Annotated in this window: 29 protein-coding genes, 1 tRNA gene and 1 pseudogene; 20 read left to right on the plus strand and 11 right to left on the minus strand. The window is 43.3% G+C overall.

The genetic code is table 11. From position 1 onward, the window contains the following. The first annotated feature begins 370 nt into the window (after positions 1-370). The 20 genes from Q4A14_RS00315 to Q4A14_RS00410 all read left to right on the plus strand — a co-directional run bounded on the left by Q4A14_RS00315 (position 371) and on the right by Q4A14_RS00410 (position 18,272). On the plus strand, positions 371-1,399 hold the full coding sequence (locus Q4A14_RS00315; protein WP_303169084.1) for an aminotransferase class I/II-fold pyridoxal phosphate-dependent enzyme: 1,029 nt from the start codon (positions 371-373) through the stop codon (positions 1,397-1,399). 17 nt (positions 1,400-1,416) lie between these two features. Then, complete coding sequence (locus Q4A14_RS00320; protein WP_303169085.1) at positions 1,417-2,094, plus strand: LysE family translocator; 678 nt, start codon at positions 1,417-1,419, stop codon at positions 2,092-2,094. A gap of 65 nt (positions 2,095-2,159) precedes the next feature. Then, positions 2,160-2,747: an FKBP-type peptidyl-prolyl cis-trans isomerase gene (locus Q4A14_RS00325; protein WP_303169087.1), complete on the plus strand. Its 588-nt coding sequence runs from the start codon at positions 2,160-2,162 to the stop codon at positions 2,745-2,747. Positions 2,748-2,799: 52 nt separating this feature from the next. Beyond that, complete coding sequence (locus Q4A14_RS00330; protein WP_303169088.1) at positions 2,800-3,510, plus strand: FKBP-type peptidyl-prolyl cis-trans isomerase; 711 nt, start codon at positions 2,800-2,802, stop codon at positions 3,508-3,510. Between the two features lie 188 nt (positions 3,511-3,698). After that, positions 3,699-4,424, plus strand: a complete 726-nt coding sequence (locus Q4A14_RS00335) for a pyridoxine 5'-phosphate synthase (protein WP_303169090.1) — start codon at positions 3,699-3,701, stop codon at positions 4,422-4,424. A gap of 94 nt (positions 4,425-4,518) precedes the next feature. After that, entirely contained in the window at positions 4,519-5,184 is a 666-nt protein-coding gene (locus Q4A14_RS00340; RefSeq protein ID WP_303169143.1) for a MotA/TolQ/ExbB proton channel family protein, read from the plus strand. Between the two features lie 12 nt (positions 5,185-5,196). Beyond that, a complete protein-coding gene (locus tag Q4A14_RS00345) occupies positions 5,197-5,607 on the plus strand; it encodes a biopolymer transporter ExbD (RefSeq protein WP_303169091.1) in 411 nt (136 codons plus the stop codon). Positions 5,608-5,618: 11 nt separating this feature from the next. Beyond that, the gene (locus Q4A14_RS00350; protein WP_303169092.1) at positions 5,619-6,500 is read left to right on the plus strand and encodes an energy transducer TonB; all 882 of its coding nucleotides are present in this window, start codon (positions 5,619-5,621) and stop codon (positions 6,498-6,500) included. 38 nt (positions 6,501-6,538) lie between these two features. Continuing rightward, entirely contained in the window at positions 6,539-7,093 is a 555-nt protein-coding gene (locus Q4A14_RS00355; protein ID WP_303169144.1) for a DJ-1 family glyoxalase III, read from the plus strand. 293 nt (positions 7,094-7,386) lie between these two features. Continuing rightward, positions 7,387-9,174 carry a translation elongation factor 4 gene (gene lepA, locus Q4A14_RS00360; protein WP_303169094.1) on the plus strand — a complete coding sequence of 596 codons (1,788 nt, stop codon included), beginning with the start codon at positions 7,387-7,389 and terminating at the stop codon, positions 9,172-9,174. Between the two features lie 3 nt (positions 9,175-9,177). Continuing rightward, on the plus strand, positions 9,178-10,680 hold the full coding sequence (gene dnaB / locus Q4A14_RS00365) for a replicative DNA helicase (RefSeq protein WP_303169096.1): 1,503 nt from the start codon (positions 9,178-9,180) through the stop codon (positions 10,678-10,680). A 230-nt stretch (positions 10,681-10,910) separates the two neighbouring features. Beyond that, positions 10,911-11,642: an ABC transporter permease gene (locus tag Q4A14_RS00370; protein ID WP_303169145.1), complete on the plus strand. Its 732-nt coding sequence runs from the start codon at positions 10,911-10,913 to the stop codon at positions 11,640-11,642. 11 nt (positions 11,643-11,653) lie between these two features. Next, positions 11,654-11,917 carry a DUF3098 domain-containing protein gene (locus Q4A14_RS00375; RefSeq protein ID WP_303169098.1) on the plus strand — a complete coding sequence of 88 codons (264 nt, stop codon included), beginning with the start codon at positions 11,654-11,656 and terminating at the stop codon, positions 11,915-11,917. Between the two features lie 5 nt (positions 11,918-11,922). Then, a complete protein-coding gene (locus Q4A14_RS00380; protein WP_303169099.1) occupies positions 11,923-12,774 on the plus strand; it encodes an undecaprenyl-diphosphate phosphatase in 852 nt (283 codons plus the stop codon). A gap of 20 nt (positions 12,775-12,794) precedes the next feature. Continuing rightward, entirely contained in the window at positions 12,795-13,562 is a 768-nt protein-coding gene (truB, locus tag Q4A14_RS00385; protein ID WP_303169100.1) for a tRNA pseudouridine(55) synthase TruB, read from the plus strand. Between the two features lie 30 nt (positions 13,563-13,592). Then, positions 13,593-14,642, plus strand: coding sequence for a tRNA preQ1(34) S-adenosylmethionine ribosyltransferase-isomerase QueA (gene queA, locus Q4A14_RS00390; protein ID WP_303169102.1), 1,050 nt, complete (start codon positions 13,593-13,595; stop codon positions 14,640-14,642). Between the two features lie 15 nt (positions 14,643-14,657). Beyond that, entirely contained in the window at positions 14,658-15,140 is a 483-nt protein-coding gene (gene folK / locus Q4A14_RS00395) for a 2-amino-4-hydroxy-6-hydroxymethyldihydropteridine diphosphokinase (protein ID WP_303169104.1), read from the plus strand. Continuing rightward, a complete protein-coding gene (ruvX, locus tag Q4A14_RS00400) occupies positions 15,141-15,572 on the plus strand; it encodes a Holliday junction resolvase RuvX (RefSeq protein ID WP_303169106.1) in 432 nt (143 codons plus the stop codon). It begins immediately after the preceding gene. A 24-nt stretch (positions 15,573-15,596) separates the two neighbouring features. After that, positions 15,597-16,151, plus strand: coding sequence for a peptide deformylase (gene def, locus Q4A14_RS00405; protein WP_303169107.1), 555 nt, complete (start codon positions 15,597-15,599; stop codon positions 16,149-16,151). 42 nt (positions 16,152-16,193) lie between these two features. Further along, on the plus strand, positions 16,194-18,272 hold the full coding sequence (locus Q4A14_RS00410) for a tetratricopeptide repeat protein (protein WP_303169109.1): 2,079 nt from the start codon (positions 16,194-16,196) through the stop codon (positions 18,270-18,272). 39 nt (positions 18,273-18,311) lie between these two features. Here the strand turns inward: Q4A14_RS00410 and Q4A14_RS00415 are convergent. The 11 genes and pseudogenes from Q4A14_RS00415 to Q4A14_RS00465 form a co-directional block, all read right to left on the minus strand. Further along, a pseudogene (locus tag Q4A14_RS00415) lies at positions 18,312-18,506 on the minus strand (ISAs1 family transposase); the annotation flags it as partial. 81 nt (positions 18,507-18,587) lie between these two features. Beyond that, a complete protein-coding gene (locus tag Q4A14_RS00420; RefSeq protein WP_303169111.1) occupies positions 18,588-19,439 on the minus strand; it encodes a hypothetical protein in 852 nt (283 codons plus the stop codon). A gap of 14 nt (positions 19,440-19,453) precedes the next feature. Further along, entirely contained in the window at positions 19,454-20,623 is a 1,170-nt protein-coding gene (locus tag Q4A14_RS00425; protein ID WP_303169113.1) for a DNA/RNA non-specific endonuclease, read from the minus strand. A gap of 56 nt (positions 20,624-20,679) precedes the next feature. Further along, a complete protein-coding gene (locus Q4A14_RS00430; protein WP_303169115.1) occupies positions 20,680-21,984 on the minus strand; it encodes a serine hydrolase in 1,305 nt (434 codons plus the stop codon). A gap of 210 nt (positions 21,985-22,194) precedes the next feature. Continuing rightward, complete coding sequence (locus Q4A14_RS00435) at positions 22,195-22,662, minus strand: biopolymer transporter ExbD (RefSeq protein ID WP_303169117.1); 468 nt, start codon at positions 22,660-22,662, stop codon at positions 22,195-22,197. Continuing rightward, positions 22,659-23,240, minus strand: coding sequence for a biopolymer transporter ExbD (locus tag Q4A14_RS00440; RefSeq protein ID WP_303169118.1), 582 nt, complete (start codon positions 23,238-23,240; stop codon positions 22,659-22,661). Before Q4A14_RS00440 ends, Q4A14_RS00435 begins: the two co-directional genes overlap by 4 nt. 28 nt (positions 23,241-23,268) lie before the next feature. After that, positions 23,269-23,742, minus strand: coding sequence for a hypothetical protein (locus Q4A14_RS00445; RefSeq protein ID WP_303169119.1), 474 nt, complete (start codon positions 23,740-23,742; stop codon positions 23,269-23,271). A gap of 5 nt (positions 23,743-23,747) precedes the next feature. Next, positions 23,748-24,569 (minus strand): MotA/TolQ/ExbB proton channel family protein, encoded by an 822-nt coding sequence (locus Q4A14_RS00450; protein WP_303169120.1) that lies wholly within the window; start codon positions 24,567-24,569, stop codon positions 23,748-23,750. Between the two features lie 78 nt (positions 24,570-24,647). Next, a tRNA-Ser gene (locus tag Q4A14_RS00455) sits at positions 24,648-24,735 on the minus strand. A gap of 102 nt (positions 24,736-24,837) precedes the next feature. Then, positions 24,838-25,641, minus strand: a complete 804-nt coding sequence (locus Q4A14_RS00460; protein WP_303169121.1) for a TatD family hydrolase — start codon at positions 25,639-25,641, stop codon at positions 24,838-24,840. After that, positions 25,638-26,615, minus strand: a complete 978-nt coding sequence (locus Q4A14_RS00465; protein WP_303169122.1) for a polyprenyl synthetase family protein — start codon at positions 26,613-26,615, stop codon at positions 25,638-25,640. Before Q4A14_RS00465 ends, Q4A14_RS00460 begins: the two co-directional genes overlap by 4 nt. Positions 26,616-26,978 lie beyond the last annotated feature (363 nt).

Here is a 26,978-nt window from a genome sequence, read left to right on the forward strand (position 1 = left end):
GATAATCAGGCACTTACATTTTGATGCGATTGCCCTGCAAACATTACCCCACCTTGAGTCAGAGAGTTTTTTTCTGAATAGGGTATCAAGAATGAGATGTACATCTCTCGAAATCGATATGCCTACCTTGAGAAATGAAGTTGTCTAACTTGACGCATCAAGTTAGACAACCTTTTTCAAGGCCTCAAAAGACATTGAAGCTCAAGGGGGTCGAAACATTTTGCCATTGAGCTATTACCCCACCATTAGTGAAATTTTCGGGTCTATCCGCCCAATACTTATAACAATATATGCATGACTGTTATTTTTACGTATCTTTGTAAGTCGAAGGGCAAATAAACCTCTACAATTACAATAAGGAATTTTTACGATGCAAAAGAAAAAGGTGAGATCATCCGACACCTCGGACATGAAGCAGGTGGTGGATTTTAGTACTGTATTGTGGCATGGTGCAGATCTGAGCAAACTCAAAATGCACCTTATAGATAATATTGACCTGATAAGTACCAGACCCGAACGCTCGGCTGATACGATCTCACGTCTCTTGTCTCGACGTATCGAAGTACGTGAGGATGAACTATTGGTAACCTCCGGAAGTACCGGGGCAATACATCTCCTCGCTAAAAGCTCTTCGGGAAGCAAATCCTTGATCATTGCCCCCACCCATCAGGAGTTTAGGACAGCCTTGAACAAGGCGGGACATACAGTCACAGAGATAGAAGGTTGCGCAGATGTGAGCAAACTGCCTCTTGACGGTATCCAATATTGCTGGCTATGCACACCAAACATCACTGATGGAAGATTGTGGAGTCGTGCCTCCCTCATTTCTTTGATCAAAGAAAATCCGAATGTCACTTTCATAGTGGACATCTCCATGGCTTCATTCGTCGTTGAGGAAACTCTCCGCCCATCTGATGTCAAAACATACAAAAATTTGATCATTGTGTCCTCTTTCTCCAAGGCTTACAATATCCCCGGCATGAGAGTCGGTTACATTGTAGCTCGTAAAAACATCATTACAGATCTAAAAGAAAAGAGAACGCCTTGCACAATCGGAGCATTAGCAGTCGAAGCCATACGTTTTATCTTGATCCATCCGGCACAATTTACACTGCCTGCACGTAAATGGCATCGTAGTGCGACAGAACTGAAAAACAGACTTACAGCAATTGATGGAATAGAAATATTACCCTCAGCCACTGCTTTTTTTGTAGTACGCCTTCTTGACCGAGACGCTGTCAAGCTCAACGAATACCTCATGGAGGAATACAACATGAAGGTCGGAGTCTGCACAGATGGCTTGGATCTCAAACCTAACGAATTCAGGGTAAGTGCCCTTGACAACGAATCAAACAAGGCGTTGGCAGAAGCTATTTCAAACTGGATGAAAGACAGATAAGTCATATCTAGACAGAGATGTTGCTGGAGACCTTACTGAAAGGCATACTTATAGGGATTATTGTTTCTGCCCCTATGGGTCCCATAGGAATGCTGTGTGTCAGACGCACAATGGCGAGGGGGAAACGATATGGACTACTGACAGGGCTTGGAGCAACTGTCAGTGATCTTATTTATGCCTTTTTGACCCTGCTTGGGGTAGGTGCATTCATCGACTTTATCATAAAATATACAGATCACCTCCAGTTGGCAGGCAGTATCTTCATGATACTCTTTGCCATATATGTCTTTTTTGGGAATCACTCCCTGGAGCCCCCTACAAGAAAGGGCAAGAATAAGGAAAAGAAAAATGGTGGTATATTTTATTCGGATGAAAAGAAATCAGACTTTCAAGTATTCCTCTCCGCATTTCTCCTTACTTTTGGAAACATCCTGATAGTACTCCTTTATATAGGACTATTTGCCCAGTTCTCATTTGTCTCGGAAGGAGCCACTTATCAAAGCCTCTTATTGGGTCTGGTCGGGATCGGTATAGGCGCAATACTTTGGTGGTATATAGTGACAACAATCTTGATAAAAGTGAAGCAGTGGTTCAATGTCACCAGCCTGCTATACTTCAACAGGGGCATAGGGAGCATCATCTTCTTTTTGGGGATATATGGTATCATAGCAGCACTTTCAGGCCTGCTGCCATAACCAACCCTCTGAGAATAAATATTTTTTGATAACTTTGTCCAATAATAAAAGAATAAAGATAGAACATGGATAAAATCAGCTATGCATTAGGCTTAAGCATCGGTAATAACTTCAAGGCTTCAGGCGTAAACTCCATCGTAGTAGAGGATTTCGTTACAGGTCTCAGTGATGTGTTGGCAGACAAAGACCCTCAGATCACTTATGAAGATGCAAAAGTCGTCATCAACGAATACTTTATGAAGTTACAACAAGAAAGATTTGAAAATAACAAGGCTGCAGGGGCTGAGTTCTTAAAGATCAACGGATGTCGTGAAGATGTAACGACTCTCCCTTCAGGACTTCAGTACCAAGTACTCACGATGGGCGATGGACCAAAACCAACCTTGAGTGACAGCGTGAAGTGTCACTACCATGGAACCCTCATCAATGGAGTGGTCTTTGACTCCTCAATCAATAGAGGCGAGCCTGCAGTTTTCACTCTCACCGGAGTCATCAAAGGATGGACAGAAATACTTCAACTCATGCCGGTAGGATCCAAGTGGCGTGTGATTATCCCTTATGATCTCGCTTACGGAGAAGGAGGAGCAGGACAAAGCATAGAACCTTACAGCACGCTCATCTTTGACATTGAACTACTTGCCATAGAGAAATAACAGAGACAAGGAAAGAACAAAAAATTAATAATAGAAAAACATCCATTAAACTATGAAGAAGATTGTATTTTCATCGATCCTCGGACTCGTTGCGACTGCAATGGTTTCGTGTGGTGGTGGCGTTTCATCAAACGTCTCTATCAAAACTCCTATCGATACAGCAGCTTATGCTGTAGGTTTTGCTAATGGCCAAGGTTTGGCAGCTTCATTGAAAGGTTTCCCCGGAGACTCTCTTGATGGCAAGCTCATCGCTGCCGGTCTTTACGATGCACTTGTAGGCAACCCCGGTAAGATGACAGTGGAAGATGCACAGAAGTTCATCCAAAAGTATGTTGAAGACATACAAGTTCAAATCAAGAACAGAAATATCGAGGAAGAGCAAACATTCCTTGAAAAGAACAAGTCTGCTGAAGGTGTCATAACAACAGAAAGCGGTCTACAATACAAGTATGAAGTAGAAGGAACAGGTGCAAAGGCAACATCACCAAAGGACACTGTAGTTGTTCACTACAAGGGTACGACTCTTGATGACAAGCAGTTCGACTCTTCTTATGATCGTGGTGAACCCTCAACATTCCCTCTTGATGAAGTTATCTCAGGTTGGACAGAAGCTTTCCAAATCTTCCCTGTAGGTAGCAAGATCACTATGTGGCTTCCTTCAGCTCTTGCATACGGAGAAAGAGATTTGGGCGAATTCGGTCCTAACCGCCTTCTTCGTTTCGAGTGCGAACTCCTAGAAGTACGTCCATACAAGGGTAAGTAATACATCGCCTTATAAATCACCACCGGGCGGGTCATTCTTAGAAAGGAAGACTCGCCCGGTGTCGTTATATTCACACGGGGATAAGGGGATAAGAAGTTTTCATAGGTCATCGAAATTGTCTACATTTGTAGGGTTAGGGGTAATGATACAAGTATCCTCTGACGGTATATATATTAAGAAAACGCATTATGACAAAACTTAGTGTAAATATAAATAAGGTAGCCACCATTAGAAACGCACGAGGAGGTAACAACCCCGATGTGATCCAGGTTGCACGAGATGTACAGGCATTCGGAGCACAAGGTGTGACTGTACACCCTCGTCCGGATGAACGACATATACGTTATGCCGATGTGTACGCACTTAGAGAAGTAGTGCATACCGAATTCAATATCGAGGGGTATCCATCAGATGACTTTATCCAACTCGTATCTGAGGTACGACCCGAGCAAGTGACTCTCGTACCGGACCCACCCGAAGTATTGACAAGTAATGCAGGATGGAGAGTCAGAGAACACTTTGATTTCCTGAAGAAAGTACTTGAACACTTCCACGGAAAAGGGATAAGGACATCCATATTCATAGATACAGACTTGGCCAACATCCGTGATGCAGCAGAAGTTGGTGCAGATAGAGTGGAACTATACACTGAGCCTTACGCTCAAATGTATCACACCGACAGAAACATCGCAGTGGCGCCATTCGCCAAGGCCGGTAAATATGCCAAAGAGTGTGGATTGGGACTTAATGCAGGACATGATTTGGATTTGGAAAATCTTGAGTTCTTACATAACAACCTACCACAATTGGATGAGGTCTCTATCGGTCATGCACTTATCTGTGACGCCTTGTATATGGGACTTGAAAACACGATTAGAGAATACCGTAAAAGGCTTGGGCACACAGGTCTATAATTTCATATAACAATAATATAATAGAAGATTAATATAACTAAGATAGATTATGTCAGTACTACTTCAAGTCGCTACCGATACCGTAGCATCTGCTATGCCAAATCTCTCAACAGCAGAAGTTGTGGCAGCTGAACCACTCACGCTGTTGAGCTTGGCTACTAAGGGAGGATGGGTTATGATTATCCTTTTGCTCCTATCCATCATTGCCTGTTATATCTTCGTCGAAAGACTACTTTTGATCAAAAAATCAGCAAAGATTGACCCACACTTTACCAATCGCATCAGAGATTACATCCAAGAGGGGAAGATATCTTCGGCAATAACACTTTGTGAGACCCAAAGTACTCCCGGTGCCCGCATGATACACAAGGGAATACAGAGACTTGGACGCCCTATGCAGGATATTTCAGCAGCCATTGAAAACGTAGGCAATATCGAAATAGCAAAACTTGAGCGTCACTTACCATTTCTCGCAACCATAGCTGCAGGGGCTCCCATGATAGGCTTTTTGGGGACTGTGACAGGTATGATCCGCGCTTTTTATGACATGGCAAATGCCGGTGCAAACGTAGATGTAACTCTTTTGTCTGCCGGTATCTATGAAGCTCTTGTCACTACCGTAGGTGGACTCATAGTGGGTATTGTGGCTCTATTTGCGTACAACTATCTCGTTGGGTTGGTAGACCACGTCGTGACCAAGTCAGAAACGCAAGCCTTGGAATTCATGGATATGATAAACGAACCGGCAAAGAGAGCCTAACCTTTTAAGATTATGAAGTTAAAAAGAAGAAGTAAGGCAGTAGATATCTTCAGCATGGCATCCATGACAGACGTGGTGTTTTTGCTGTTGATCTTCTTTATGGTCTCTTCTACCTTTGTCATCCCAAGTGCACTCAAGGTGCTACTGCCACAGTCAAAGCAACAAACGGCAGCAAAGCCCCTCACTCGTGTGACCATAGATAAGAACTTGCACTACTATGTCGCAGTGGGAAAAGACAAGGACAGGGAGGTGACTTTCGAGGAGCTGGAGCCTTTTCTGCTGAGCGCATATAATGAAGATCCCGAGATGTTTGTAGCTCTTTATGCAGATGAAACAGTCCCTTATAAGGAAGTTGTAAAGGTTCTTAACATTGCCGTTGAGAATAAGTATAAGATGGTCCTTGCCACAAGGCCGTTAAAATAGGATCCTCTATCATGATAGAGAATAACCGAAATAAAGATAAACTGCTATCTGCCATCATTACGGTGCTGCTACATGTAGGTATTGTGGCAGGTCTTTTCCTGATCATTCTTCCAAAGATTGAAATGGAAGAGCAAGGCGCTGTGCTGGTCAATATAGGAGATATAGATTTATCTGCAGGAACATTTACTCCTGCTCCCCTTGCACCTGCAACGCCACCTCCTACCCCATCTACACCTCAGCCGGAACCATCATCACAAGACACAGAAGAACTACTTTCTCAAGACAGTGAAGATGCTCCGGTCATAACACCTCCTAAAAAGAAAACAAAGGAAAAGCCTAAAACGAAACCTAAAGAGACAAAGACTCAGCCTGCAAAACCCGTCAAACCCATAGATACGGAGGCGAAGAAAAGAGAGGAGGAAGCACGTCGTACAGAGGAACAACGTCGCCAAAAAGAGCTTGAGGAACAGCAACGTCGTGATGCGATCAGCAAGTCTGTATCAGGGGCCTTTGGCTCTGCACAGAGCAAGGGCAGTGGTAGTGGCGAATCCGGAGATCGAAGAGAAGGCTCTCCTGATGGCAATGTGATACAAGGAGGGACCAATCAAGGTATTGGGGGCTTCGGATCCTTCAATCTCAACGGTCGGAGTCTTGCAGGGAGTGGTCTTCCACGTCCATCATACACCTCACAGATAGAGGGTACCATTGTTATCAAGATCGTTGTGAATCCCTCTGGGAAGGTCATCAACACCAGTATAGCTCCGGGCACCAACATCGCAGACACAAACATGCGAAACAGTGCGCTGAAGGCCGCAGGATCGGCGCAATTCAATGCGATAGACGGTATTAACAATCAAACAGGTACAATCACCTACAGATACAGACTCAGATAATTACAAGAAATATCATACTAAATTATAATAAGGATATAATCATGAAAGCATTGTTATTTTTTGCCAATGGTTTTGAAGAAACCGAAGCGATAGGAACTCTTGATGTTCTCCTCAGGGGGGGCGTTGATGTGCGTACAGTATCTATCACTGATGATCTTACTGTAGAAGGGGCTCATGGCCAAAAAGTCATTGTAAACACAACTATCTCTGCGGTGAAAGATGAAACCGTAGATGCTCTCATATTGCCGGGCGGCATGCCGGGTGCGGCAAATCTTGCAGAATGTGAGACTCTCAGAGATATGCTGGTGAAGCATCATAAAGAAGGCAAAATTGTCTCTGCCATATGTGCTGCTCCTATGGCTCTTGCAAAAGCAGGATTGCTCAATGGTGTTGATGCCACTTGCTATCCTGGCTTTGAAGGCGAACTATCGGGTGCAAACTGTAAGACTTCCGGTGTCGTCCATTCAGGGAACATCATAACCGGCAGAGGCCCGGGATACGTCTTTGACTTCGGGCTTACCTTAATTTCTGCACTAAAAGGCAAATCTGTAGCAGACGATGTCGCTGCAGGGTTACTCCTCGGAGGCCGTTAAATGTCATTATAGGTACGAGGAAGGGACTGTGTCAGTGCTAAGTCATGACACAGTCCCTTTTCTGTTACCAAATTGGAGTTTAGAAGGTCTGCATAACAAAGTGATCTGCGACATGATCTCCATACTTGGTTCAAACAAAAAGCAAGAAGATGTTATTTTCCCCCAAGGAAAAAGGTATTTTTTTGTACCTTTGCCTTTAACCCCTTATTGTACTCAAAGATTACCTTTGGAGCTAAGATTGAGGGAATATCAGAGTCAAAAACGTACACATAGAACATATACTGACAGCCCAAATGAAGCATATTCGCAACTTCTGTATCATTGCCCATATTGACCACGGTAAGAGCACCTTGGCAGACAGATTGCTGGAGGAAACCAAGACCGTAGACCAAAAGGCACTGAAAGATCAGGTGCTTGACAACATGGATCTTGAGCGTGAGCGAGGTATCACAATTAAGAGTCATGCCATACAGATGAACTACACACTGGATGGTCAAGAATATACACTCAACCTCATAGACACTCCGGGACACGTGGACTTCTCCTACGAAGTGTCGCGATCCATTGCTGCTTGCGAAGGTGCTCTACTCATCGTTGATGCGGCACAAGGTATCCAGGCTCAAACAATTTCTAATCTGTACATGGCTCTTGATCACGATTTGAAGATCATTCCGATCGTCAATAAGGTAGATCTCCCGAGTGCAATGCCGGAAGAGGTAACAGATGAAATCGTCGAATTACTCGGATGTGACCATGACGAAGTCATCCGTGCCAGCGGTAAGACAGGAGAAGGTGTACAAGACATCCTTAGAGCCATTATCGAACGTATCGACCCTCCCCAAGGAGATCCTGAGGCACCGCTTCAATGTCTCATCTTTGACTCTGTATTTAACTCATTCAGAGGAATTATCGCCTATTTCAAGGTGGTCAATGGCGTAATACGCAAAGGGGATCATGTAAAATTTATAGCAACAGAAAAAGAATATGAGGCAGACGAGGTCGGTGTACTCCAACTGGATATGATGCCTCGCAAAGAGATCCGAACAGGGGATGTCGGATATATCATCTCCGGTATCAAAACCTCGAAGGAGGTTAAAGTCGGTGATACCATCACCCATGTCAAGGGGGGAGCAAAAGAGGCAATCTCGGGATTTGAGGAAGTCAAACCTATGGTATTTGCCGGAGTCTACCCCATAGAGAGTGAAGATTTTGAGAACCTCCGCAGTTCGCTTGAAAAACTCCAACTCAACGATGCTTCGCTGACGTTCCAACCTGAGAGTTCAGCAGCCCTCGGATTTGGTTTTCGCTGTGGGTTTTTAGGTCTTCTGCACATGGAAATCATCCAAGAGCGTCTCGATAGAGAATACAACATGAATGTCATCACGACAGTCCCCAACGTATCTTATCTCGTTTACGACAAGAAAGGTGGAGTAACAGAGGTACACAACCCTTCCGGACTACCTGACCCTGCAACGATCGACAAGATAGAAGAGCCATTTATCCGAGCATCGGTCATCACCGATACTACGTACATAGGACCAATCATGACGCTGTGTCTTGGCAAGCGCGGTGTGCTGGTACGACAAGACTATATCTGGGGTAATCGTATAGAGATCATCTACGACCTACCTTTGGGTGAGATCGTAATTGACTTTTATGACAAACTTAAGAGTGTATCCAAGGGGTATGCCTCATTTGATTACACTATCCATGACTTTCGGGAATCTAAGCTTGTCAAACTCGACATTCTGCTGAACGGGGAGCCTGTCGATGCTCTATCCACACTGACACATATCGACAATAGCGTAACTTTCGGGCGTCGCATGTGTGAAAAGCTCAAGGAACTCATCCCCCGCCAACAATTTGACATAGCCATACAAGCAGCTATCGGAGCTAAGATCATTGCTCGCGAGACCATAAAAGCTGTACGTAAAGACGTAACAGCGAAGTGTTACGGTGGTGACATCTCTCGTAAACGCAAACTCCTCGAAAAGCAAAAAGAGGGGAAGAAGCGTATGAAACAGATCGGTACTGTAGAAGTACCTCAAAAGGCATTCTTGGCAGTCTTAAAGCTTGACTAAGTCATGGCAGAAGCAGCAAGTAAAAAGTTTACAAAAAAAAACAGCAACGAAGAGACCAACACCAGGCCTACTCGTGTTCCTCCTCACAGTGTGGAAACAGAGGAGATAGTCCTTGGTGCGCTGATGATAGAGAAGGATGCTTATCCTCTCGTGGGGGAGTTGCTGCGCCCCGAATGCTTTTATGAGCCTAAAAATCGCCACATATTTGAAGCTATACGTGACCTAGCCCTACTTGAGCGTCCGGTGGATATCCAAACTGTCATCGAGCAGCTAAAGAAAAATAAGACTCTGCATGAGGTGGGTGGAGAATACTACCCTATCCTACTATCGAGTCAGATCAACAGTACCGCGCACCTTGAGACCCATGCCCGTATACTCTACGACAAGGCCCTCCAACGAGAACTGATCAGTTTTGGAAATCAGGTGATAAAAAATGCATTTGATGAAAGTCTGGACGTGGTGGACACGATGCAGGAAGCAGAAAGCAAGCTCTTCGAGATCACTCAGCGCACAGATAAAGATGAGGTAGAGCATGTCAAACTACTCATTGGAGATGCTCTGAAACAGATAGAGCAGGCGAGCAGTCGTAAAGAGGGTATCAGTGGACTCAACACCGGGTTCCGAGAGATTGATGATATGACTTCAGGCTGGCAAAGTCCTGACCTTGTGATCATCGCAGCCCGACCTGCGATGGGAAAAACGGCATTCGTCCTCTCTATGGCAAAGTCCATGGCGATGGACTATGACATCCCCGTAGCGATATTCAGTCTGGAAATGAGTAAAACTCAGATCATGACTCGTCTCATCGTCAACCATACAGAGATATCCAACGACAAGATAAAGCGAGGCAACCTAAATCAAGAAGAACTAAGGCAGTTGACAGAAGGGCTGGATCCACTTTATAATGCCCCTCTATTTATAGATGACAATGCCGGTCTATCTATCTTTGATCTACGCTCCAAAGCCCGTAGGCTCGTCCGAGAACAAGGCGTGAAGATGATTATCATTGACTACCTCCAGCTCATGACTGCAAGCGGTATGCGAGCAAACACAAATCGCGAACAAGAGGTAAGTATGATATCTCGCTCCCTAAAACAACTTGCGAAAGAGCTGAACATCCCAATCATTGCCCTATCCCAGCTGAATCGTAGTGTAGAAAATCGTGGGGATGGTAAGATACCTCAACTTTCGGACCTTCGCGAGTCTGGAGCTATTGAACAGGACGCCGATATGGTATGCTTCATCCACAGACCGGAATATTATGGAATTACTGAAGATAAAGAAGACGGACGAGACTTGAGAGGCTTAGGGCAGTTTATCATTGCCAAGCACCGTAATGGTCCGACGGGAGCAGTCTACCTAAGATTCAGACAAGAATTCATCAAGTTTGCCAGTGCCCTTGATCATCCGATACATGACAAGAAAGAACATGTCACGATGACATCATCTCTCAACTCAAACAGATATGCTACCGAAACAACAATAGTAGATGACTTGGAAGCATAGATAAGTTTGATCAAATGACTCACTTGAATTTATTTGTATATTTGTAAGGATCGTGATCCTTAGAATAATCTAATCAAAACATGGGACAGAAAGTAACGAGACATAGCCCAGGATTTTGGCATTCGAGACTTACCGGGATTGTAAGTGTCTCGATGGTACTATTCCTAATTGGGTTGATCGTAATGATGGGGTTAGTGGGAAGAGAACTAAAAAACTACGTACAAGAAAGTATGACAGTATCTGTCCTCATGTCCCCAAATGCATCAGACAAGGATATCAAAGTCCTCTCAACCTTTTTGAAAACGACAGAGGGAATAAAAGGCATTGAGTATATATCAAAAGAGGAAGCTCTTGAAGAGATTTCAAAAGAATTAGGTGAAGATCCCCAAGATTTTTTGGGTTGGAATCCTTTAGCTCCGGCTTTTGAACTAACGCTGAAAGCAGAGATCTCTGCTGACAAAGTTGAAGCAGATAAAATTGTTGCAAACATAGAAAAACATGATCTTGTTCAGAAAATAATCTATAAGAGAGATCTTTTGGAAAAGATCAATGATAATATCCGTGTTTTAAGTTTGGCAATGACAGCTATTGCCGGGCTATTACTTTTAGTATCTTTCGCCCTGATCAGCAATACAATAAAACTGATGATATATGCTCGTAGATTCTCAATCTACACCATGCGTCTCGTAGGAGCCACACCTGGATTTATATGTAGACCTTTTATTGCACAAAATCTAATCAATGGAGCTATCGCGGCCGTCATTGCATTGGGCCTTTTAGCTTGGGGCGCCTACTATTTAGCATCTTTATATCCTATCATGGGCTCCCTACTGACATGGCAGAATGCCATAGTACTATGCGGAGCAGTGATTCTTTTTGGAGTCCTGATTTCTGTTTGGTCAGCAGCAGTAACAGTAAATAAGTACATGCGAATGGACATGAACAAGTTGTATCGTATCTAAACATCCAACAAATGAAAGAGAAACCATATAAATTATACACGTTCACCAAGATCAACTTATATATCTTTTCAGCATCAATAATACTCATTATTTTGGGTTATGCCCTGATGGCGGGTGGAACATCACCGGATGGCGTAAGTTTCAATCCGGAAGTTTTTTCAAACACAAGAATCAAAATTGCTCCGGTATTGTGCACCCTTGGCTATATTGGGATCCTTGTTGCCATACTTTGGCGCTCTAAAAAAGTAACTACAAACGATAACCATAACGAGTAAAGCCCATGTCTATACTCGAAGCCATTATACTTGCTATTGTAGAAGGACTTACAGAATTTCTTCCGATTTCCAGCACAGGGCATATGATCATCACACAAGCCCTAATGGGTATGGAGAGTACAGAGTATGTCAAGTCATTCACAGTGATGATACAGCTTGGAGCAATCCTTTCTGTTGTTGTTTTATATTTCAAGAGATTTATAAACTTTAGCCTGCCATCAGATATGTGGCATGGAAATATTCCTGAATGGAGACGTTTTTTAGCTCGCTTCCGATTTTACTTCAAATTGATCGTGGGGCTGATCCCTGCAGTGATATTTGGACTAATTTTCAACAATTGGATAGATGAAGTTTTGGGATCCGTATGGGTAATTGCAGTGAACCTTATCATCGGTGGTATTGTTATGCTCTTTGTAGACAGTATTATCCGAAATAATGAACGCTCCGAGGTTACGTATCCCAATGCCATCATAATAGGGTTCTTTCAGTGTCTCGCAATCCTCTTACCCGGCATGTCAAGATCAATGTGCACCATTGTTGGAGGAATGACACAAGGACTGACTCGTAAAACTGCGGCGGAATTCAGCTTCTTTTTAGCTGTCCCAACGATGTTTGGAGCAGCCCTTCTCAAAGCCTATAAAATGTGGGAAAGTGGGGGAAAACAAATATTTGTTGACAACCTAAACACTCTCATCATAGGAAATGTGGTATCATTCATTGTCGGTCTTTTGGCGATAAAATTTTTCATCTCCTACTTGGGCAAGCATGGATTTAGGGCGTTTGGGATATACCGTATATTGGTTGGAGGTACAATCATAACGATGATACTCCTTGGAGTAGATCTTGCAGTGATTTAATTGTGATTTTAACATCATTGATGACAAATATAGATAACAAAACTGCCCAACAAGAACATGAAAAGAAGTTGGAAAATCCATTTTCAAAGGGGCTTATCATAGGGATAGAGAAACCTTATGGTTGGACATCTTTTGATGTGGTCAATAAGGTACGCTATCTATTGACTAAAAGACTAAAACTAAAAAAGCTGAAAGTCGGACATGCCGGCACCCTTGATCCTCTTGCGACAGGCGTGGTAGTACTTTGCACAGGAAAGTCTACCAAAATGATAGAAGGACTCCAGACTCATGCAAAGACATACCGTACAACGATTAGGTTGGGGGCAACAACGCCATCGTATGATATGGAGACAGAAGTAGACGCTCTCTACCCTACACAACACATAACTCAAGAGTTGGTAGAGAAGGTTTTAAATAGTTTTGTAGGAGAGATCCAACAAGTTCCCCCGACATTTTCAGCTTGCAAAGTCGAAGGGCAACGAGCGTATGAGATGGCACGAAAGGGTAAAAGTGTAGAACTTAAAGCAAAGACTATCTATATAAATAATATCCGCTTGATCCGATATACACAAAACGAGATCGAGATTGAAGTTGATTGTGGGAAAGGCACCTATATACGGGCATTGGCTCGAGACATAGGAAAAGCTCTAGATAGCGGAGGATACCTGACGTCTCTGCGACGTACTCGATCAGGAAATATAGATGAATCAAACCTCATTACGATGGAAGAGGTACCAAGTTGGATAGAAAGAACTTTGGCTTCATATATACCTACCCAACAACAATAAGTAAGACAACGAATATACGGAAGATATAGTATGAAACTTTCTCAATTTAATTTCAAGTTGCCAGAGCAATTAATAGCTCAATATCCGGCTAAATTTAGAGACGAATCTCGCCTCCTCGTATTACACTCTAAAACGGGAGAGATAGAACACAAAGTATTTAAGGACATCACCCAATACTTTGGAAAAGATGATGTGTTTGTCTTTAACAACACAAAAGTGTTTCCAGCTCGTCTCTATGGCAATAAGGAAAAAACAAATGCAAAGATTGAAGTTTTTCTGCTCCGTGAATTGAAAGCAGAGCAACTGCTTTGGGATGTCCTTGTGGATCCTGCTCGAAAAATAAGAATCGGCAACAAACTATTCTTTGGAGAAGATGACTCTCTCGTTGCTGAAGTAATTGATAACACTACATCCCGTGGGCGTACACTGAGATTCCTATACGATGGGACTCACGAAGAGTTTAAGGCAGCATTATTTGCTTTGGGACATACTCCGCTGCCTAAATATATCCAAAGAGAACCCGAACCCGAAGATGAAGATCGATACCAAACAATCTTTGCTGAAGTAGAAGGAGCTGTCGTAGCTCCAGCTGCCGGATTACATTTCAGCCGAGAGTTGATGAAACGATTAGAAATACAGGACTGTCGGTTTGGATATTTGACCCTGCATACAGGTCTGACGGCATATCGAGACATTGATGTGGATGATCTGACAAAATATAAGATGGGCTCTGAACTCATGAGTGTCAATGGTGCATGCTGCAAGGCTGTAAATGACGCCATATCAAAAGGAGGCCGTATGTGTGCAGTGGGTACTTCTGTCCTAAAAGCTCTTGAGACATGTATTAGTACGGACGGATTTATCAAGGAATTTGAAGGATGGACAAGCCGATTTATATTCCCTCCCTATGAATTTCGTGCGAAGGCTGCCATGGTAACCAACTTCCATATGCCCTACTCTTCTCTATTGATGATGACTGCTGCCCTTGGAGGGTATGACCATGTTATGAATGCATATGATGTTGCAGTCAAAGAGGAGTATCGCTTTGGCGCTTATGGAGATGCAATGCTAATTCTCTAAATATATTCTTTATTTATGGTAAGATCAAGTAGAACATATTATCTCGGTCTTGGGTCGAATATAGGTGATACTCAGCATTACCTATCCTTTGCAAGAGAAGCTATCTCAAGACATGTTGGGGAAATAATAAAAGAATCCACCGTCATCTACTCAGAACCGGAAGGGTTTGAGTCCGCAAACACATTCAGCAATCAAGTGATCGCAGTCCGTAGTAGCCTTAGACCCAAAGAACTATTGGCAGAAACGCAGAGGATAGAGCGAGAACTTGGACGCACTCACAAATCCCACGATGGGACTCACTATGATCGTACAATAGATATTGATATTATCTTGTGTGGAGATCTGGTGTACAGCGATCATGAGCTAACTATCCCCCATAAAGAGTTTAGGACTCGCTCTTTTGTTATCAATCTACTGAAGGAGGTTGCACCCGAGATGGTAGATCCGGTAACTCAAAAAACAATGAAAGATCTCGCTCAGATAGCAAAAAGAAAATAAATGGGACGACTTGTCGCTATAGACATAGGACGTAAAAGGACTGGCATAGCCGCAACAGACATCATGCAAATAGTCCCGGGAGGATTGGGGTATCTCCCAACTCACCAAGTACCTGCTTGGCTGGAGGAATATTGCAAGAAAGAACCTGTAGATAAACTTATAATCGGAGAGCCTAAACAAGCAAATTACAGCGACTCTGAGAGCGTCAAATATATCAATCCTGTTATCAATCGGATAAGAAAGGTTTTGCCAAACTTGGAGATTGTACGCTACGACGAAAGATACACTTCAGTCTTGGCACACCAGACGATGATCGAAGCCGGACTGAAGCAACATAAAAGAAGAGAAAAAGGACTAGTCGATGAAATAAGTGCAGTAATAATATTACGAGACTATATGGAGCATGTCGACTGTATGTCCGGAAAAAAATAAAAATAAGGGTATATATAATCAAATATGAAACTTCCAATTTACCTGTACGGTCATCCTATACTTAGAGAAGAGACAATAGAAATAGATGCCAAATATCCGGATCTAAAGAAACTGATAGAAGACATGTATGAGACGATGTATGACGCTGAAGGCATTGGTTTAGCCGCTCCACAAATAGGTAAAGCCATACGTCTCATGGTCATCGACGCGGATGTTTTAGCAGAGGATTTTCCGGAATGTAAAGATTTCAAGAAGGTGTTCATCAACCCCAAGATAACAAAACATAATGATGAAGAAGTCTCTCTGAATGAGGGATGTCTGAGTATACCTGGTATTCAGGAAAAAGTATCAAGACCCACCGAAATCACTGTCGAATATCTTGATGAAGAACTCCAACCACAGACCATAGACCTTACGGGATTTGCAGCCAGAGTCTTTCAGCATGAATTTGATCATATAGAGCAAACCCTCTTCACAGATAGGATTTCACCGATGAGAAAGCAAATGATCAAATCTAAGCTATCTAAAATCTCTCAAGGTCAAGTCAATTGCCACTATCGTACGGTCTGCAAGCGCTAAGGCATAAGTTAAAGCATCATGTAGAAACAAAAACTCAAACTCATGAAAACGCGTATCTGGCAACTGTTTATCATTATCATAGGGCTACAAGGACTCTCAAAAGAAGTAGTAGCACAGATAGACACAGATCGCGTCATAACTATTGGTCGAAACGCCATTTCTTTCAAGGACTATGTTTTGGCCATTCAGTATTTCAATACTGCCATACGTTACTCTCCTGAGATTGCAGAACCTTACTTCTATCGGGGAGTCGCAAAATACAGTCTCGATGACTTACATGGCACCGAGGAAGACTGCAACTTGTGCTTGGAGCGCAACCCCTATATTTATCAAGCGTATTTTCTTAGAGCTATCGCCCGCCACACTTTAGGGAAAGACACCTTGGCATTATCAGACTATGAGAAGGTGCTAAAAAACAACCCTGATGACCAAGGTTCTTTACACAACATATCTCTGTTATATATTTCTCAAAAAGACACTATCAGTGCGCGCAAAACTCTTGAGCGACTCAAGAGATTCTATCCTACATATTCCCCTACATATCTAATAGAGGGTGGGATTGCCCTCTCTCAAAAAGACACTGTAGCAGCGAAAGCCTTATTTAAAAAGGGAGCTGAACTAAACCCCACTGCCACATCTCCCTATGTTTCATTGGCAGGAATAGCTTATGCTCAAAAGGATTATCATCAAGCATTAGACTACCTGAATAGGGCTCTATTTCTTGATCCTGAAGCCGCCGATCTGTACACAAATCGTGGACTCATTCATTTCCAACTTAACAATCTCAGAGGTGCAATGGCAGATTATACCACAGCCATTGACTTGAAATCCAATAATCTCCTCGCACTGTATAATAGAGCACTCCTAAGGAGCCGAGTGGGAGAACTCCATGGTGCGGTAGAAGACTTCAATATCATCTTGCAGTACGAACCGGGTAATTCTTTTGCACACTTCAACAGAGGACTTCTCTTGACAAATTTAGGTTTCTACAGCCAAGCAAGAACAGATTTTGATTACATCATAGATCGCCATCCAACTTTCATACCGGCCTATCTTCAGAGAGCATCTGTCCTCCGTAATATTGGAGATGTTAGAGGTGCAGAAATAGATATGTACAGGGCCTCTCAGATCATGAATGATCTCAAAGTACGTGCATCCCTAAAAAAACGTGGAGGAAACTCTCGTAGCTCTATCGACTCCAATGATGATCCAAATACAAAAGACACGAGAGACGAAAGAGATGACAATATCCGGAAGTTTAGGATGTTGGTATATGATGGTCGCAAGAAAGGATATAATGATCTGTATCAAAGCGAAGAAAATCTCCGAGGGCGTATCCAAGATCGTAAAGGTAGCATTGAACCTGAGCCTATGTACATCCTCTCATATTATGAGAAAGAAAGCAAAGGGCACATTGAATCAAACACTTACAACAACTATCTTGGTCATCCCAATACCCCCTATTCATTGAAGATGGTTCGCCAACTACCGCTGTTGAACGAAAGAGTCATCTCGGAACATCAGAAGAATCTTGAATCTCCAATAGATCCGGCAAATATGGACGAAAACTTTGCTCGAGTAATGGATCTACTCACCCTCAAGGATTATTCCGGAGCTAAGGTTCTGATAGAAAAAATGCTCAAAGATGAAAAATCTACTCTCACATCCCTATTGAGATTTCAATATGCAACAACACTCATGTATCTGAGGTCACTTGAGGAAAAAAATATTTCCATAGAGGAAGTTCAAGCTAAAAAACGCCAACGATCTTGGGAGACAACCCTCCAAAGTAGCCTACTATCATCTTCAACGATTATAGGCAAAAAACTTTGTGAAGAGGCTCTACACGAATTAGAAATACTTAAGGCTTCATACCCTGAGGACAGATTTATCCTCTACAATATCGGGTGTGTTTATCAGACTTTAGGAGCACACGAAGAAGCAATAAAACATTTTGCTTTGGCGATAGCAAAAGACAACCAATCCGCTGCATCATATTTCAACAAGGCTTTATCTCATTATGCACTTGGAGAAAAAGCCAAGGGCGACAATGACATGAGCCTCGCAGGCTCTTTAGGTCTGTATAAAGCATACAGTATTATCAAACGTATGCAACAATAAAAGGTGTAAAGGCAACCCACATCCACCAGGGCAACCGCATCAAATCTTTAGTATCTTTTTGAGATAGTCCATATTCAGAGCGGCTTTGAACAGCCTCTTCCGTAAGGATAGCTTGTCTTTATGTTGCGAGACAATGGCTAAGGCGAACTTTCTTAGCGTGTTTAGATTAGTCGCTGAATAATCCTTACGAGCACGGCAAGCATTTTCTCTAAAGGTTACATCCAAATGCCAGTGCAGGGCAGCCGCATCAAGCAGACGCTACGCCTTACACCTCATCCATTAGTAGAAAGTATTATCTTCTCAACTTGAAAAAAGCTACTCAGAGTAGATAGACAATGTTTCCAAAGATATATTACCTATAAGAGCCGCTACCTGAGAGAATGACCCGCCTTTGGTAGACAATATGTGCTTGGTCTGAGAGAGGGCCAGTAGTTCACCGAAAGCATTGATACAACCTTTTGGAGTATTGAGCAGAGATACAGTGTGTGGCATAAAAATACGTCCGGCAAATACCGTAGACAGGCGCTCCCGCTCCTCAGGCATATCTGAAGCTATAAAGAAAGAGACGGAAGGGTCATCTTCTATCATACCCTGCATACGCTTAATAAATAACTCGATGGGGTTATGATGGCACACATCATTTTTGCGGCAGCTATCCAAGTGTACACCAACGACGTTATCACTCCAATCTGAAATATTAGATTGAAAAGCGTTTTTGACCTCAACGGATGCCTTCATAAGATCAAACATATTACGATGATCACCCAAAGAGGTCTCTGAAGAAATCAGGATATGCTCACGCCCACGGAATAACGAAAGCAACTGCTCCTGCCCATTCTCACATATACTGCGAATATCCTTCGGAGAAAAACACCGGTCATATCGAAAGAATAAAAAAGGATAAGACAAAAAACCATTTCCCGTCTGAGGCAGATCATTGAAGAACCAATCTTTGGCAGTAGCCTCTCGAATAAAAATACCGGCCTCCTCAAGCATTGGATCAAGAGTAAAAAGCCTATACGACGGACAATATAGGCGTTCATCCGAAAACCAAATTATGTCCATCCGCGTCTCAGCCTCCAAAGCAAGAGAAATCGCAGAAGCAATGACTTTAAGCCTGTCTGTAAGGCCTCCTTTCGGTACAAGTGTGAGTTTATCCTTTCTCATTGGAAAGCAAGAGCCTAAATTCCAGGCCAATCTTTTACAGTGAATGAACTCTCAACTTCTCGTTCAATTTCATCCGGAAGAAGGTGGAAAAAATCCACACCCACTTCATCCTGAAGTTCTTTAATTGTTCGTCTGTATTCAGGCAAAACAACTGTAGTATCATATTCCTTGTGTTCAAAAAGGAACCCTACAGCCGAGTACTTTCCATCCTTGATTTTCAAAAGTGCCATATACCATTTTTTTGCAACAGGGACGCTGGTATTTGTCTCACTTGAAGTGACATATCCAAGGATGTCAGACTCCCGGTCAATCGTGATCCCCTTAACAACATACAAAGTATCTGCAGTCGTCCTATTACGTCCCCATCCTTGTACCTTACCTTCCAAGGTACTCCATACACCTTGATTAAATTTCTTTCCCATCTGAGGAGCGATATTGGAGTAATAAAACGTCTGTTCGTTCGCCTCTTTACTAAAAAGTCGATCGCTACTTGCCACGATATGTCCACGATCCAACTTTACCCCTTTGAAATACGGATAAGTTCCCATCGCAGTAAGGCCAAGGAGTTTAGGGTCATCAGACCAAGTATCCTGCCGCTTTACGTTTTTGGGAGAAGTTCGAGAATCAAAGCGAAAAGCAACCCAACGACTTTGGTGCTTAGAGAGAACAAACTCCAGACAAAAGTTCATCACCTCTTCTCCCTTATTGGTACGTGTATAATGTGCAACAAACCGTGAGTCAGGGCTATCTGAAAGTCTGGGAATCTCCATCCGTGAAGCCACAGAAGGATCAGGCAATGGCTCATCCGCCTTTGTTTGGATAAGGATTAGTTCCTTCACAGACTTATCAGAGAACACAACTCTGATTTTTGCTTTCCTCTCCCTGCTCAAATTTCTCTTTACGAAGAGGACAATATCCTTATTCCCTTCCCCTGAAAATATATCTGCCGTGACAAAATCATCCTCTGCTGTTATGCTCATCTCCCAAGACATCGAACTTTCGATTTTCAAAAAAATCTGAGACTCCTTATAATCTACTTTATTGTCATGTACGAAACGTGGATCAAAGTGGACGGAGTTTTTTCCATCGTTATTATTTCCATTATTATCATGTTTGCAAGCAAATGCTTGAAGGCAGAAAACTAAAAATAGTATCGGCAAAAATATATTGACTTCTCTTTTCATATCCATGCGACAAACAAAAGGCATAAAACGTTTTACAAATGAGTACTATCCTATCACTACTTCTTGCTCAACAGATACTTTGCCACAGCATGGTAAGCAGGTATGGAGTATGGATCATTAGCACCGTTACTCGCCGTGTGGTGAGAAGAGAGACGCACAATAACCATTTCGGCAGCGGGATCCACATATATCGCCTGACCGTGCACTCCACGAGCCATATAAGCACCATGCTCATTGTGAGTAACCCACCACATATTTCGATAACTCCATCCTTTAAGATTTGGATATCCCCCCTTCTCGAACAATCGAGGATCTCCCCCTCTCTGTGTATCTTGAACGACAATGTTCGGCAATATCTGTTTGCCATTAAAATACCCGCCGCAACGCATCATCTCACCAAACATCCCCAAGTCTCTGAGATTTGCATTAAAGCCACCTCCTGCAAAAGGAATCCCATAGCTATCTACCTGATAGTACCCATCAATGTTTGTACCCAAGGGGGCCCATAATTTTTCAGAAAGGATCTCTGTGAATTTTCGTCCTGTAGCCCTACTTATGATCCAGCCTATGACATCCGTATTGACAGTCTTATAACCAAATGCTTTGCCGTGTTCTCCGGACTTTTGGACAGTCATCAAATACTCATAGCTATTACGTGGTCCATTATATCCTTGAGGCTTGGGAAAAGGGTTATTGGCAAGTCCGAAAATCCACACATCTGCATTTGGATCGGCATAATTCTCACTATAATTGAGAGCTGTAGTCATATCCAAGACCTGCCTTACCGTAGCATCTCCAAAGGCAGATTGAGCTAGCTCAGGCACATACTCTCTGACATACTTTGTATCATCTATGACCCCTTCAGCAATAAGCATTGCCGCAAGAGTCCCTGCAAATGTTTTACTTACAGACATGACGGCATGTTGTCCGTCGGGTGAGAGTTCTCCGAAATACCTCTCATAGACTATCACCCCCTTATGTATCACGAGGATGCCATCCACATAATTTTTCTGCATTGACTCGTCCCAAGTCATAGCTTTCTTTTCACCCCAAGGAACAAAAGAAACCTTACCTACGTTGGGATCAATCTCCTGCTTCCATGAATACCTGTGATTTCCTGCACACTTCACCTCAAGTGTAGGCATGAACTGACGCATGTGACAAACACTGTATCTCAATCCGGGGAACTGAAAGAATGTCCCATCATGCATCGACAACTTATGCTCATCCTCAGGAGGAAAACCTCGCATCCATCCCATCACTTTGGGATCGGACTCCTGTGCAGATATTTGTGTCTGAGCTGTTGTCACTTCAACAACAAACAATGACAGTGCTATAAGACCTATTACTCTTTTCATCATAGTGCTCTTTAATTTTGAAATTAGACGTCGCTCCCAATCAAAAGTGAGCAAAACGTCTCTGTTAGGCAAATATAGACATAATCTCCAAAATCCGCTCATACGGTATTTATTAGCCAATGATAAGAGAACAGCGGTCAGAGATTGTTTTCTGACCGCTGTTCTCTTATCTTAAATAGTTGAGTTTACTTCGGTTGTAACCTCTGTAAGCGATTACTCAACTCCTTGTTGTGCTGCATAGATGATCTTCAAAGCATCTGCATCTCTGAGCTTTTGCTTAACTTCATTTATGATACCCATCTTAGAGTATCTGTCAATCTTAAGCACTGTAGTCATCAACGCTGCTTCCGCTTCACGCTTTGAAGCCTTCTCCTGAGCGATGAAATCAAAGATGTCATTAGGGCTCGCAAACTTATCATTGAGCTGGATCTGAGTTTCAGATCCATACTTGGACTGATACATTTGTTGGGGTTTACCCATATAGATGTAAGTCGCAAGAGACTTCTTTTCAAGCGTGGTGAGCTCCGTAGCCACAGGCAACGTCAAATCTACCATCTTGGTCACTTCCCTCATAGATGTCACCATCATGATAAAGAATAGGAACGCAAATACCAAGTCAGGTAGAGACGACGTATTCAGCTCGGGCATCTCTCGTGTATTGCCTTTTGTAAACTTGCTCATTTTTTCTTTCCGTATTCTTTAGGGTTAGCTTCTGAAATCTTCTGAGGATAGAGTTTGATGAGAGCCTCTTGTTGTTCTTGAGAGAGTTCAGACATCTTCTTGCCCCACTTTGTCATACCATATTCATCACGCAATTCCCTATATGCCTTCGCTATTTCGTTCTGAACTGCGATATAGTCATTGTATCTGGTATCTACCACACTCGTCAAAGAGATAAGGTGATACTTAGAGACCTTGACATTTCCGATGAGAGGGATTTCCATCTCCTCCATTTCGGGCATATTAGGGTCATCCTGTTCATTGAGGACAAACTCCTTAACTTTGTTCTTTAACTGAACCAATGTAACCTCTTCACCATTACAGATGATGTCACCTGCCGTATTCACGAGGACACGAAGCATATTACGCTTCTTGAGGTCCATGGTAGCATCTTGATCGGGTGGCACAGCAGGAGGCAACTGACGAGCAAGCCCCTTGTCTGAGCCCATCGAAGAAGTCACAAGGAAGAAGATGAGCAACATGAAAGCGATGTCGGCAGAAGACGAGCCATTTATACTTGGAACTTTCCTTTTAGCCATACTTTTTAGCTTTTTAATGTTACGAATCTTACCTCTTACTTACGAAAGACTTTACAGCACCCCAAATTACAGCGATGAATGAAAATCCAAGTAGAGCATAGATTGAGTAGAGCCACATATCTGCGGTCTTCAACCATGATGCCTCATTATACTTTTGGAAGTCTTGACCGAGATGAAGTGGGTCAGGACTACCGACGTTATAAGTAACCACAAGCAGCAAGATAAATGCAACTATGATACCCAACGACAAGAGTGCCTTCTTAGGATTAGCCTTGAATTGGCTTCCAAAAGAGAGCAATGAAAAGAGCACAAGCGCCAACACTGCGAGACCACACACGATATACCCCCAATATAGGAGTGCACCGGTGTACACAGGCTCTGGCTTTGCTGCAGCCGGATTGACTACACCTCCTAAGAAGAATAGTGCGAATACGATCACTGAAATAATTGCAACGATCAGTAGTGTCCAGCTTGAAGCTTTACGGATATTACTTACTGCCATTGCTATTAGATTTTTTTGTATTTCACATTGTATTTAACGATGAAGTCTACAAGAGAAATAGATGCATCTTCCATACGATTGAGGATACCTTCATACTTGCTGAGGAGGTAGTTGTAGAATACCTGAAGGATAAGAGCTACGACAAGACCACCGATAGTAGTGATAAGCGCAACCTTCATACCACCCGCAACGACTGTTGGGCTGATATCACCGGCCTTTTCGATAGCGTCGAATGCCTGAACCATACCCACCACAGTACCCAAGAACCCGAGAGATGGAGCCATCGCGATAAAGAGAGTGATCCAAGAAAGGTTCTTTTCAAGAAGACCTGCTTGTACACCACCATAAGAAACGATAGAACGCTCTACAACATCGAGACCTTGATCGATACGAAGAAGAGCTTGGTAAGCGATAGAAGCCACAGGACCACGAGTATCGCGAGCAATATTCTTAGCTGTTTCGACATCACCTCTATCAAGAGCTGCTTCGATTTCCTTCAAGAACTTTTCGTTGTTAGTGTCTGCGAGGTTTAGATAGATGATTCTTTCAAGAGCGAAAGCCAAACCAAGGATAAGAGCGATAGCAACCGCAGCCATAAAGTCAGGTCCACCTTCGATGAACTTTGTCTTAAGAGCTTGGTGGAAACCACCTTCAGTCACTGCAACCTCTGTAGCCATTTCTTCCTGTGAAGCAGCGATTTCCTCTACAGGAGCAGGAGCTTCTGTTTGCACAGCTTCTTGAGCAGCTTCTTCTTGAGCGATAACGGCATTAGTAAATCCAACTGAAAGGAGACCTACCAACGCAAGACTTGCAAAAAATCTTTTCATTGTACGTTTTTTTTAAGATTAATGATTAATACATTGTTTATTCTCTATGGGCTACTTATTTCTTCCGAAATAAATCTGCGGAGAGAGCGGGATTCGAACCCGCGATACGCTTTTGGCGTATACACGCTTTCCAGGCGTGCCTCTTCAGCCACTCGAGCATCTCTCCTTAAAAACAAGACGTCACTCTTTCACTCGGACTGTATCCTGATCTTGGATTACCCCTCCACTCTACACAGCTCTCCCTGCGGACATGAAGCGTGAAAATAGACTATCTGACCGTAAAGTTATATAAATTACAAGAATTGGCAAAGAGTTTCTCTCTCATAGTTGTGGGAGAGACTCCATATAACGCCGTCAAGTACTCATAAATATAGACAAGATAGGCAGGTTCGTTACGCTTTCCACGCTTAGGCATCGGAGCCAAATATGGAGCATCCGTTTCTATTATGAGCCGATCGAGGGGCAGCCTGTCGGGAATAAAGGTCTTCAAGTCATTGTTCTTGAATGTCACCACCCCATTTATACCGACATAGAAGTGAGGCAGCTCCAGCACAGCCTCCAACTCTTCTATGTTTCCGGTGAAACTATGAAAGACACCACGTAGTCTATCTGCCCCTACATCCCTTATAGCTTTTACAGTATCCGGGATCGCGTCTCGTGCGTGGAGAGACACAGGTAAATCATACTCCAATGCCCACTCGAGCTGGGTGCGTAGGGCATCGTTCATCTCCTCTTTATACTCCAATGACCAATAGTAGTCGAGACCGATCTCCCCGATACCGACACACCGTCCATGATGGATATCCAATGCGGCTTTTACCTCTGACAATCTCTCCTTATAGTCAGCCTTGATATAAGACGGATGCATCCCAAGCATAGGGAAACAAGCGTCAGGATACGCATCTGCAAGACTCAACACTGCGTCTATGGAACGATCATCAAGGTTGGGCAATAGTATCTTGCCGACACCGGCCTCTACACTCCGAGCGATGACAGTATCCCTGTCATCATCAAACTCTTCAACAAAGACGTGAGAATGTGTATCGACAAGCTGCATTTGATGACCCATCATAGTTGTCGTGTTGTCAGATCAGCAACAAGTCGAGCGAGATCACTCTTGAGCTCCACATCAGCCTCCAAATTATCGATGATATCAATCGCCTTTTCAGAGAATGATGAAACCAGAGACAAAATCTCTTTGTCCAACCCTTTTGCCTCATAATATGCCGTGACTGCAGCTATCTTGGCATCATCGTCCTTCAGTGCCAAGGCCTCAGACAATCGGGCATCACCATCAAACCTTGCAGCCTCGAGAGCCTTGATGAGGAGCCATGTTTTCTTCTCCTCAAGGATATCTCCACCTTTCCTCTTGCCAAAAGACTCCGATCCCCAAATATCCAAGTAGTCATCCATGAGCTGAAAAGCCAAGCCCAAAGCATCTCCGGCACGATAAACTTGTTCACAGACCTCAGAAGGAGCTCCGGCGATCATGGCTCCGATTTTCATTGATGAAGCGATGAGACACGAAGTCTTCCCATGGATCATTGCCATGTATTCATCTACCGTCACATCACTGCGGTGCTCAAACTCCATATCATACTGTTGTCCTTCGCACACGCCGAGAGCCATTGCATTGAACTCCTCAAAGACCGGTTTGAGGAGTTCCGAGGGCAAGGCCGCCAACTCCCGATAAGCAACAATCATCATCGCATCTCCGGAGAGGATAGCGGTATTGGTATCCCACTTGCGATACACAGTGGGTTGTCCACGACGCACGGGAGCATCATCCATGAGATCGTCGTGCAAGAGTGTAAAGTTGTGAAAGATCTCCAAGGCTACCCCCGCTCTAAGAGGCATGCCAAGATCTCCATGTGGCAGAAAAAGGCGATAGGCCAAGAGCGTCAACAATGGGCGCAGCCTCTTCCCGCCCATAGACAATCCATACTTTATAGGAGCATAGAGACCATCAGGTCTGCAATCTTCAGAGACGACGCTTTGAAGGGCCTGCTCTACCTGCTTGAATAAATATTCTTGATGTTGGGTCATTACAATTTTACTTAATGAGCGGTAAAGATAATAATCTTTGCAGGTACCGAACATCATTTGACAGGCAAAAAAAACTCTCCCCGGTGATGAGAGGCCCTATATTTTCAGGGACACATATGCTATAATATTTAGTCGGAGCATTGTAACTCCCCAAAATGCCCCACATTGAAGCTTACCGTAAACCACGTATCCTCAAAGACTTGAAAGGGTATAAAAAAGGTTGTCTAACTTGACGTATCAAGTTAGACAACTTCATTCATCAAGTTAGACACCTGAATTTCGACAGATGTACGTCTTTTTTCTCAATATTTAATTTAGGATAGCCTCATAAGGAAGGACTACAAGTCAAATCGAGCCGATATC

The sequence above is a fragment of the Porphyromonas sp. genome (assembly GCF_030529325.1).
GTDB lineage: Bacteria > Bacteroidota > Bacteroidia > Bacteroidales > Porphyromonadaceae > Porphyromonas_A.

Excerpts from the sequence above, each read along its gene's own strand:
- Q4A14_RS00325 (WP_303169087.1), top strand. The coding sequence starts at position 2,160 with ATGGATAAAATCAGCTATGCATTAGGCTTAAGCATCGGTAATAACTTC.
- Q4A14_RS00440 (WP_303169118.1), bottom strand. The coding sequence starts at position 23,240 with ATGGCTAAAAGGAAAGTTCCAAGTATAAATGGCTCGTCTTCTGCCGAC.
- Q4A14_RS00345 (WP_303169091.1), top strand. The coding sequence starts at position 5,197 with ATGAAGTTAAAAAGAAGAAGTAAGGCAGTAGATATCTTCAGCATGGCA.
- Q4A14_RS00460 (WP_303169121.1), bottom strand. The coding sequence starts at position 25,641 with ATGATGGGTCATCAAATGCAGCTTGTCGATACACATTCTCACGTCTTT.
- Q4A14_RS00445 (WP_303169119.1), bottom strand. The coding sequence starts at position 23,742 with ATGGCAGTAAGTAATATCCGTAAAGCTTCAAGCTGGACACTACTGATC.
- def (WP_303169107.1), top strand. The coding sequence starts at position 15,597 with ATGAAACTTCCAATTTACCTGTACGGTCATCCTATACTTAGAGAAGAG.
- Q4A14_RS00350 (WP_303169092.1), top strand. The coding sequence starts at position 5,619 with ATGATAGAGAATAACCGAAATAAAGATAAACTGCTATCTGCCATCATT.
- Q4A14_RS00340 (WP_303169143.1), top strand. The coding sequence starts at position 4,519 with ATGCCAAATCTCTCAACAGCAGAAGTTGTGGCAGCTGAACCACTCACG.
- Q4A14_RS00425 (WP_303169113.1), bottom strand. The coding sequence starts at position 20,623 with ATGAAAAGAGAAGTCAATATATTTTTGCCGATACTATTTTTAGTTTTC.
- Q4A14_RS00465 (WP_303169122.1), bottom strand. The coding sequence starts at position 26,615 with ATGACCCAACATCAAGAATATTTATTCAAGCAGGTAGAGCAGGCCCTT.
- Q4A14_RS00410 (WP_303169109.1), top strand. The coding sequence starts at position 16,194 with ATGAAAACGCGTATCTGGCAACTGTTTATCATTATCATAGGGCTACAA.
- dnaB (WP_303169096.1), top strand. The coding sequence starts at position 9,178 with ATGGCAGAAGCAGCAAGTAAAAAGTTTACAAAAAAAAACAGCAACGAA.
- Q4A14_RS00370 (WP_303169145.1), top strand. The coding sequence starts at position 10,911 with ATGACAGTATCTGTCCTCATGTCCCCAAATGCATCAGACAAGGATATC.
- Q4A14_RS00435 (WP_303169117.1), bottom strand. The coding sequence starts at position 22,662 with ATGAGCAAGTTTACAAAAGGCAATACACGAGAGATGCCCGAGCTGAAT.
- Q4A14_RS00430 (WP_303169115.1), bottom strand. The coding sequence starts at position 21,984 with ATGATGAAAAGAGTAATAGGTCTTATAGCACTGTCATTGTTTGTTGTT.
- truB (WP_303169100.1), top strand. The coding sequence starts at position 12,795 with ATGACAAATATAGATAACAAAACTGCCCAACAAGAACATGAAAAGAAG.
- Q4A14_RS00375 (WP_303169098.1), top strand. The coding sequence starts at position 11,654 with ATGAAAGAGAAACCATATAAATTATACACGTTCACCAAGATCAACTTA.
- Q4A14_RS00335 (WP_303169090.1), top strand. The coding sequence starts at position 3,699 with ATGACAAAACTTAGTGTAAATATAAATAAGGTAGCCACCATTAGAAAC.
- Q4A14_RS00330 (WP_303169088.1), top strand. The coding sequence starts at position 2,800 with ATGAAGAAGATTGTATTTTCATCGATCCTCGGACTCGTTGCGACTGCA.
- queA (WP_303169102.1), top strand. The coding sequence starts at position 13,593 with ATGAAACTTTCTCAATTTAATTTCAAGTTGCCAGAGCAATTAATAGCT.
- Q4A14_RS00315 (WP_303169084.1), top strand. The coding sequence starts at position 371 with ATGCAAAAGAAAAAGGTGAGATCATCCGACACCTCGGACATGAAGCAG.
- Q4A14_RS00320 (WP_303169085.1), top strand. The coding sequence starts at position 1,417 with ATGTTGCTGGAGACCTTACTGAAAGGCATACTTATAGGGATTATTGTT.
- ruvX (WP_303169106.1), top strand. The coding sequence starts at position 15,141 with ATGGGACGACTTGTCGCTATAGACATAGGACGTAAAAGGACTGGCATA.
- Q4A14_RS00450 (WP_303169120.1), bottom strand. The coding sequence starts at position 24,569 with ATGAAAAGATTTTTTGCAAGTCTTGCGTTGGTAGGTCTCCTTTCAGTT.
- Q4A14_RS00380 (WP_303169099.1), top strand. The coding sequence starts at position 11,923 with ATGTCTATACTCGAAGCCATTATACTTGCTATTGTAGAAGGACTTACA.
- lepA (WP_303169094.1), top strand. The coding sequence starts at position 7,387 with ATGAAGCATATTCGCAACTTCTGTATCATTGCCCATATTGACCACGGT.
- Q4A14_RS00420 (WP_303169111.1), bottom strand. The coding sequence starts at position 19,439 with ATGAGAAAGGATAAACTCACACTTGTACCGAAAGGAGGCCTTACAGAC.
- folK (WP_303169104.1), top strand. The coding sequence starts at position 14,658 with ATGGTAAGATCAAGTAGAACATATTATCTCGGTCTTGGGTCGAATATA.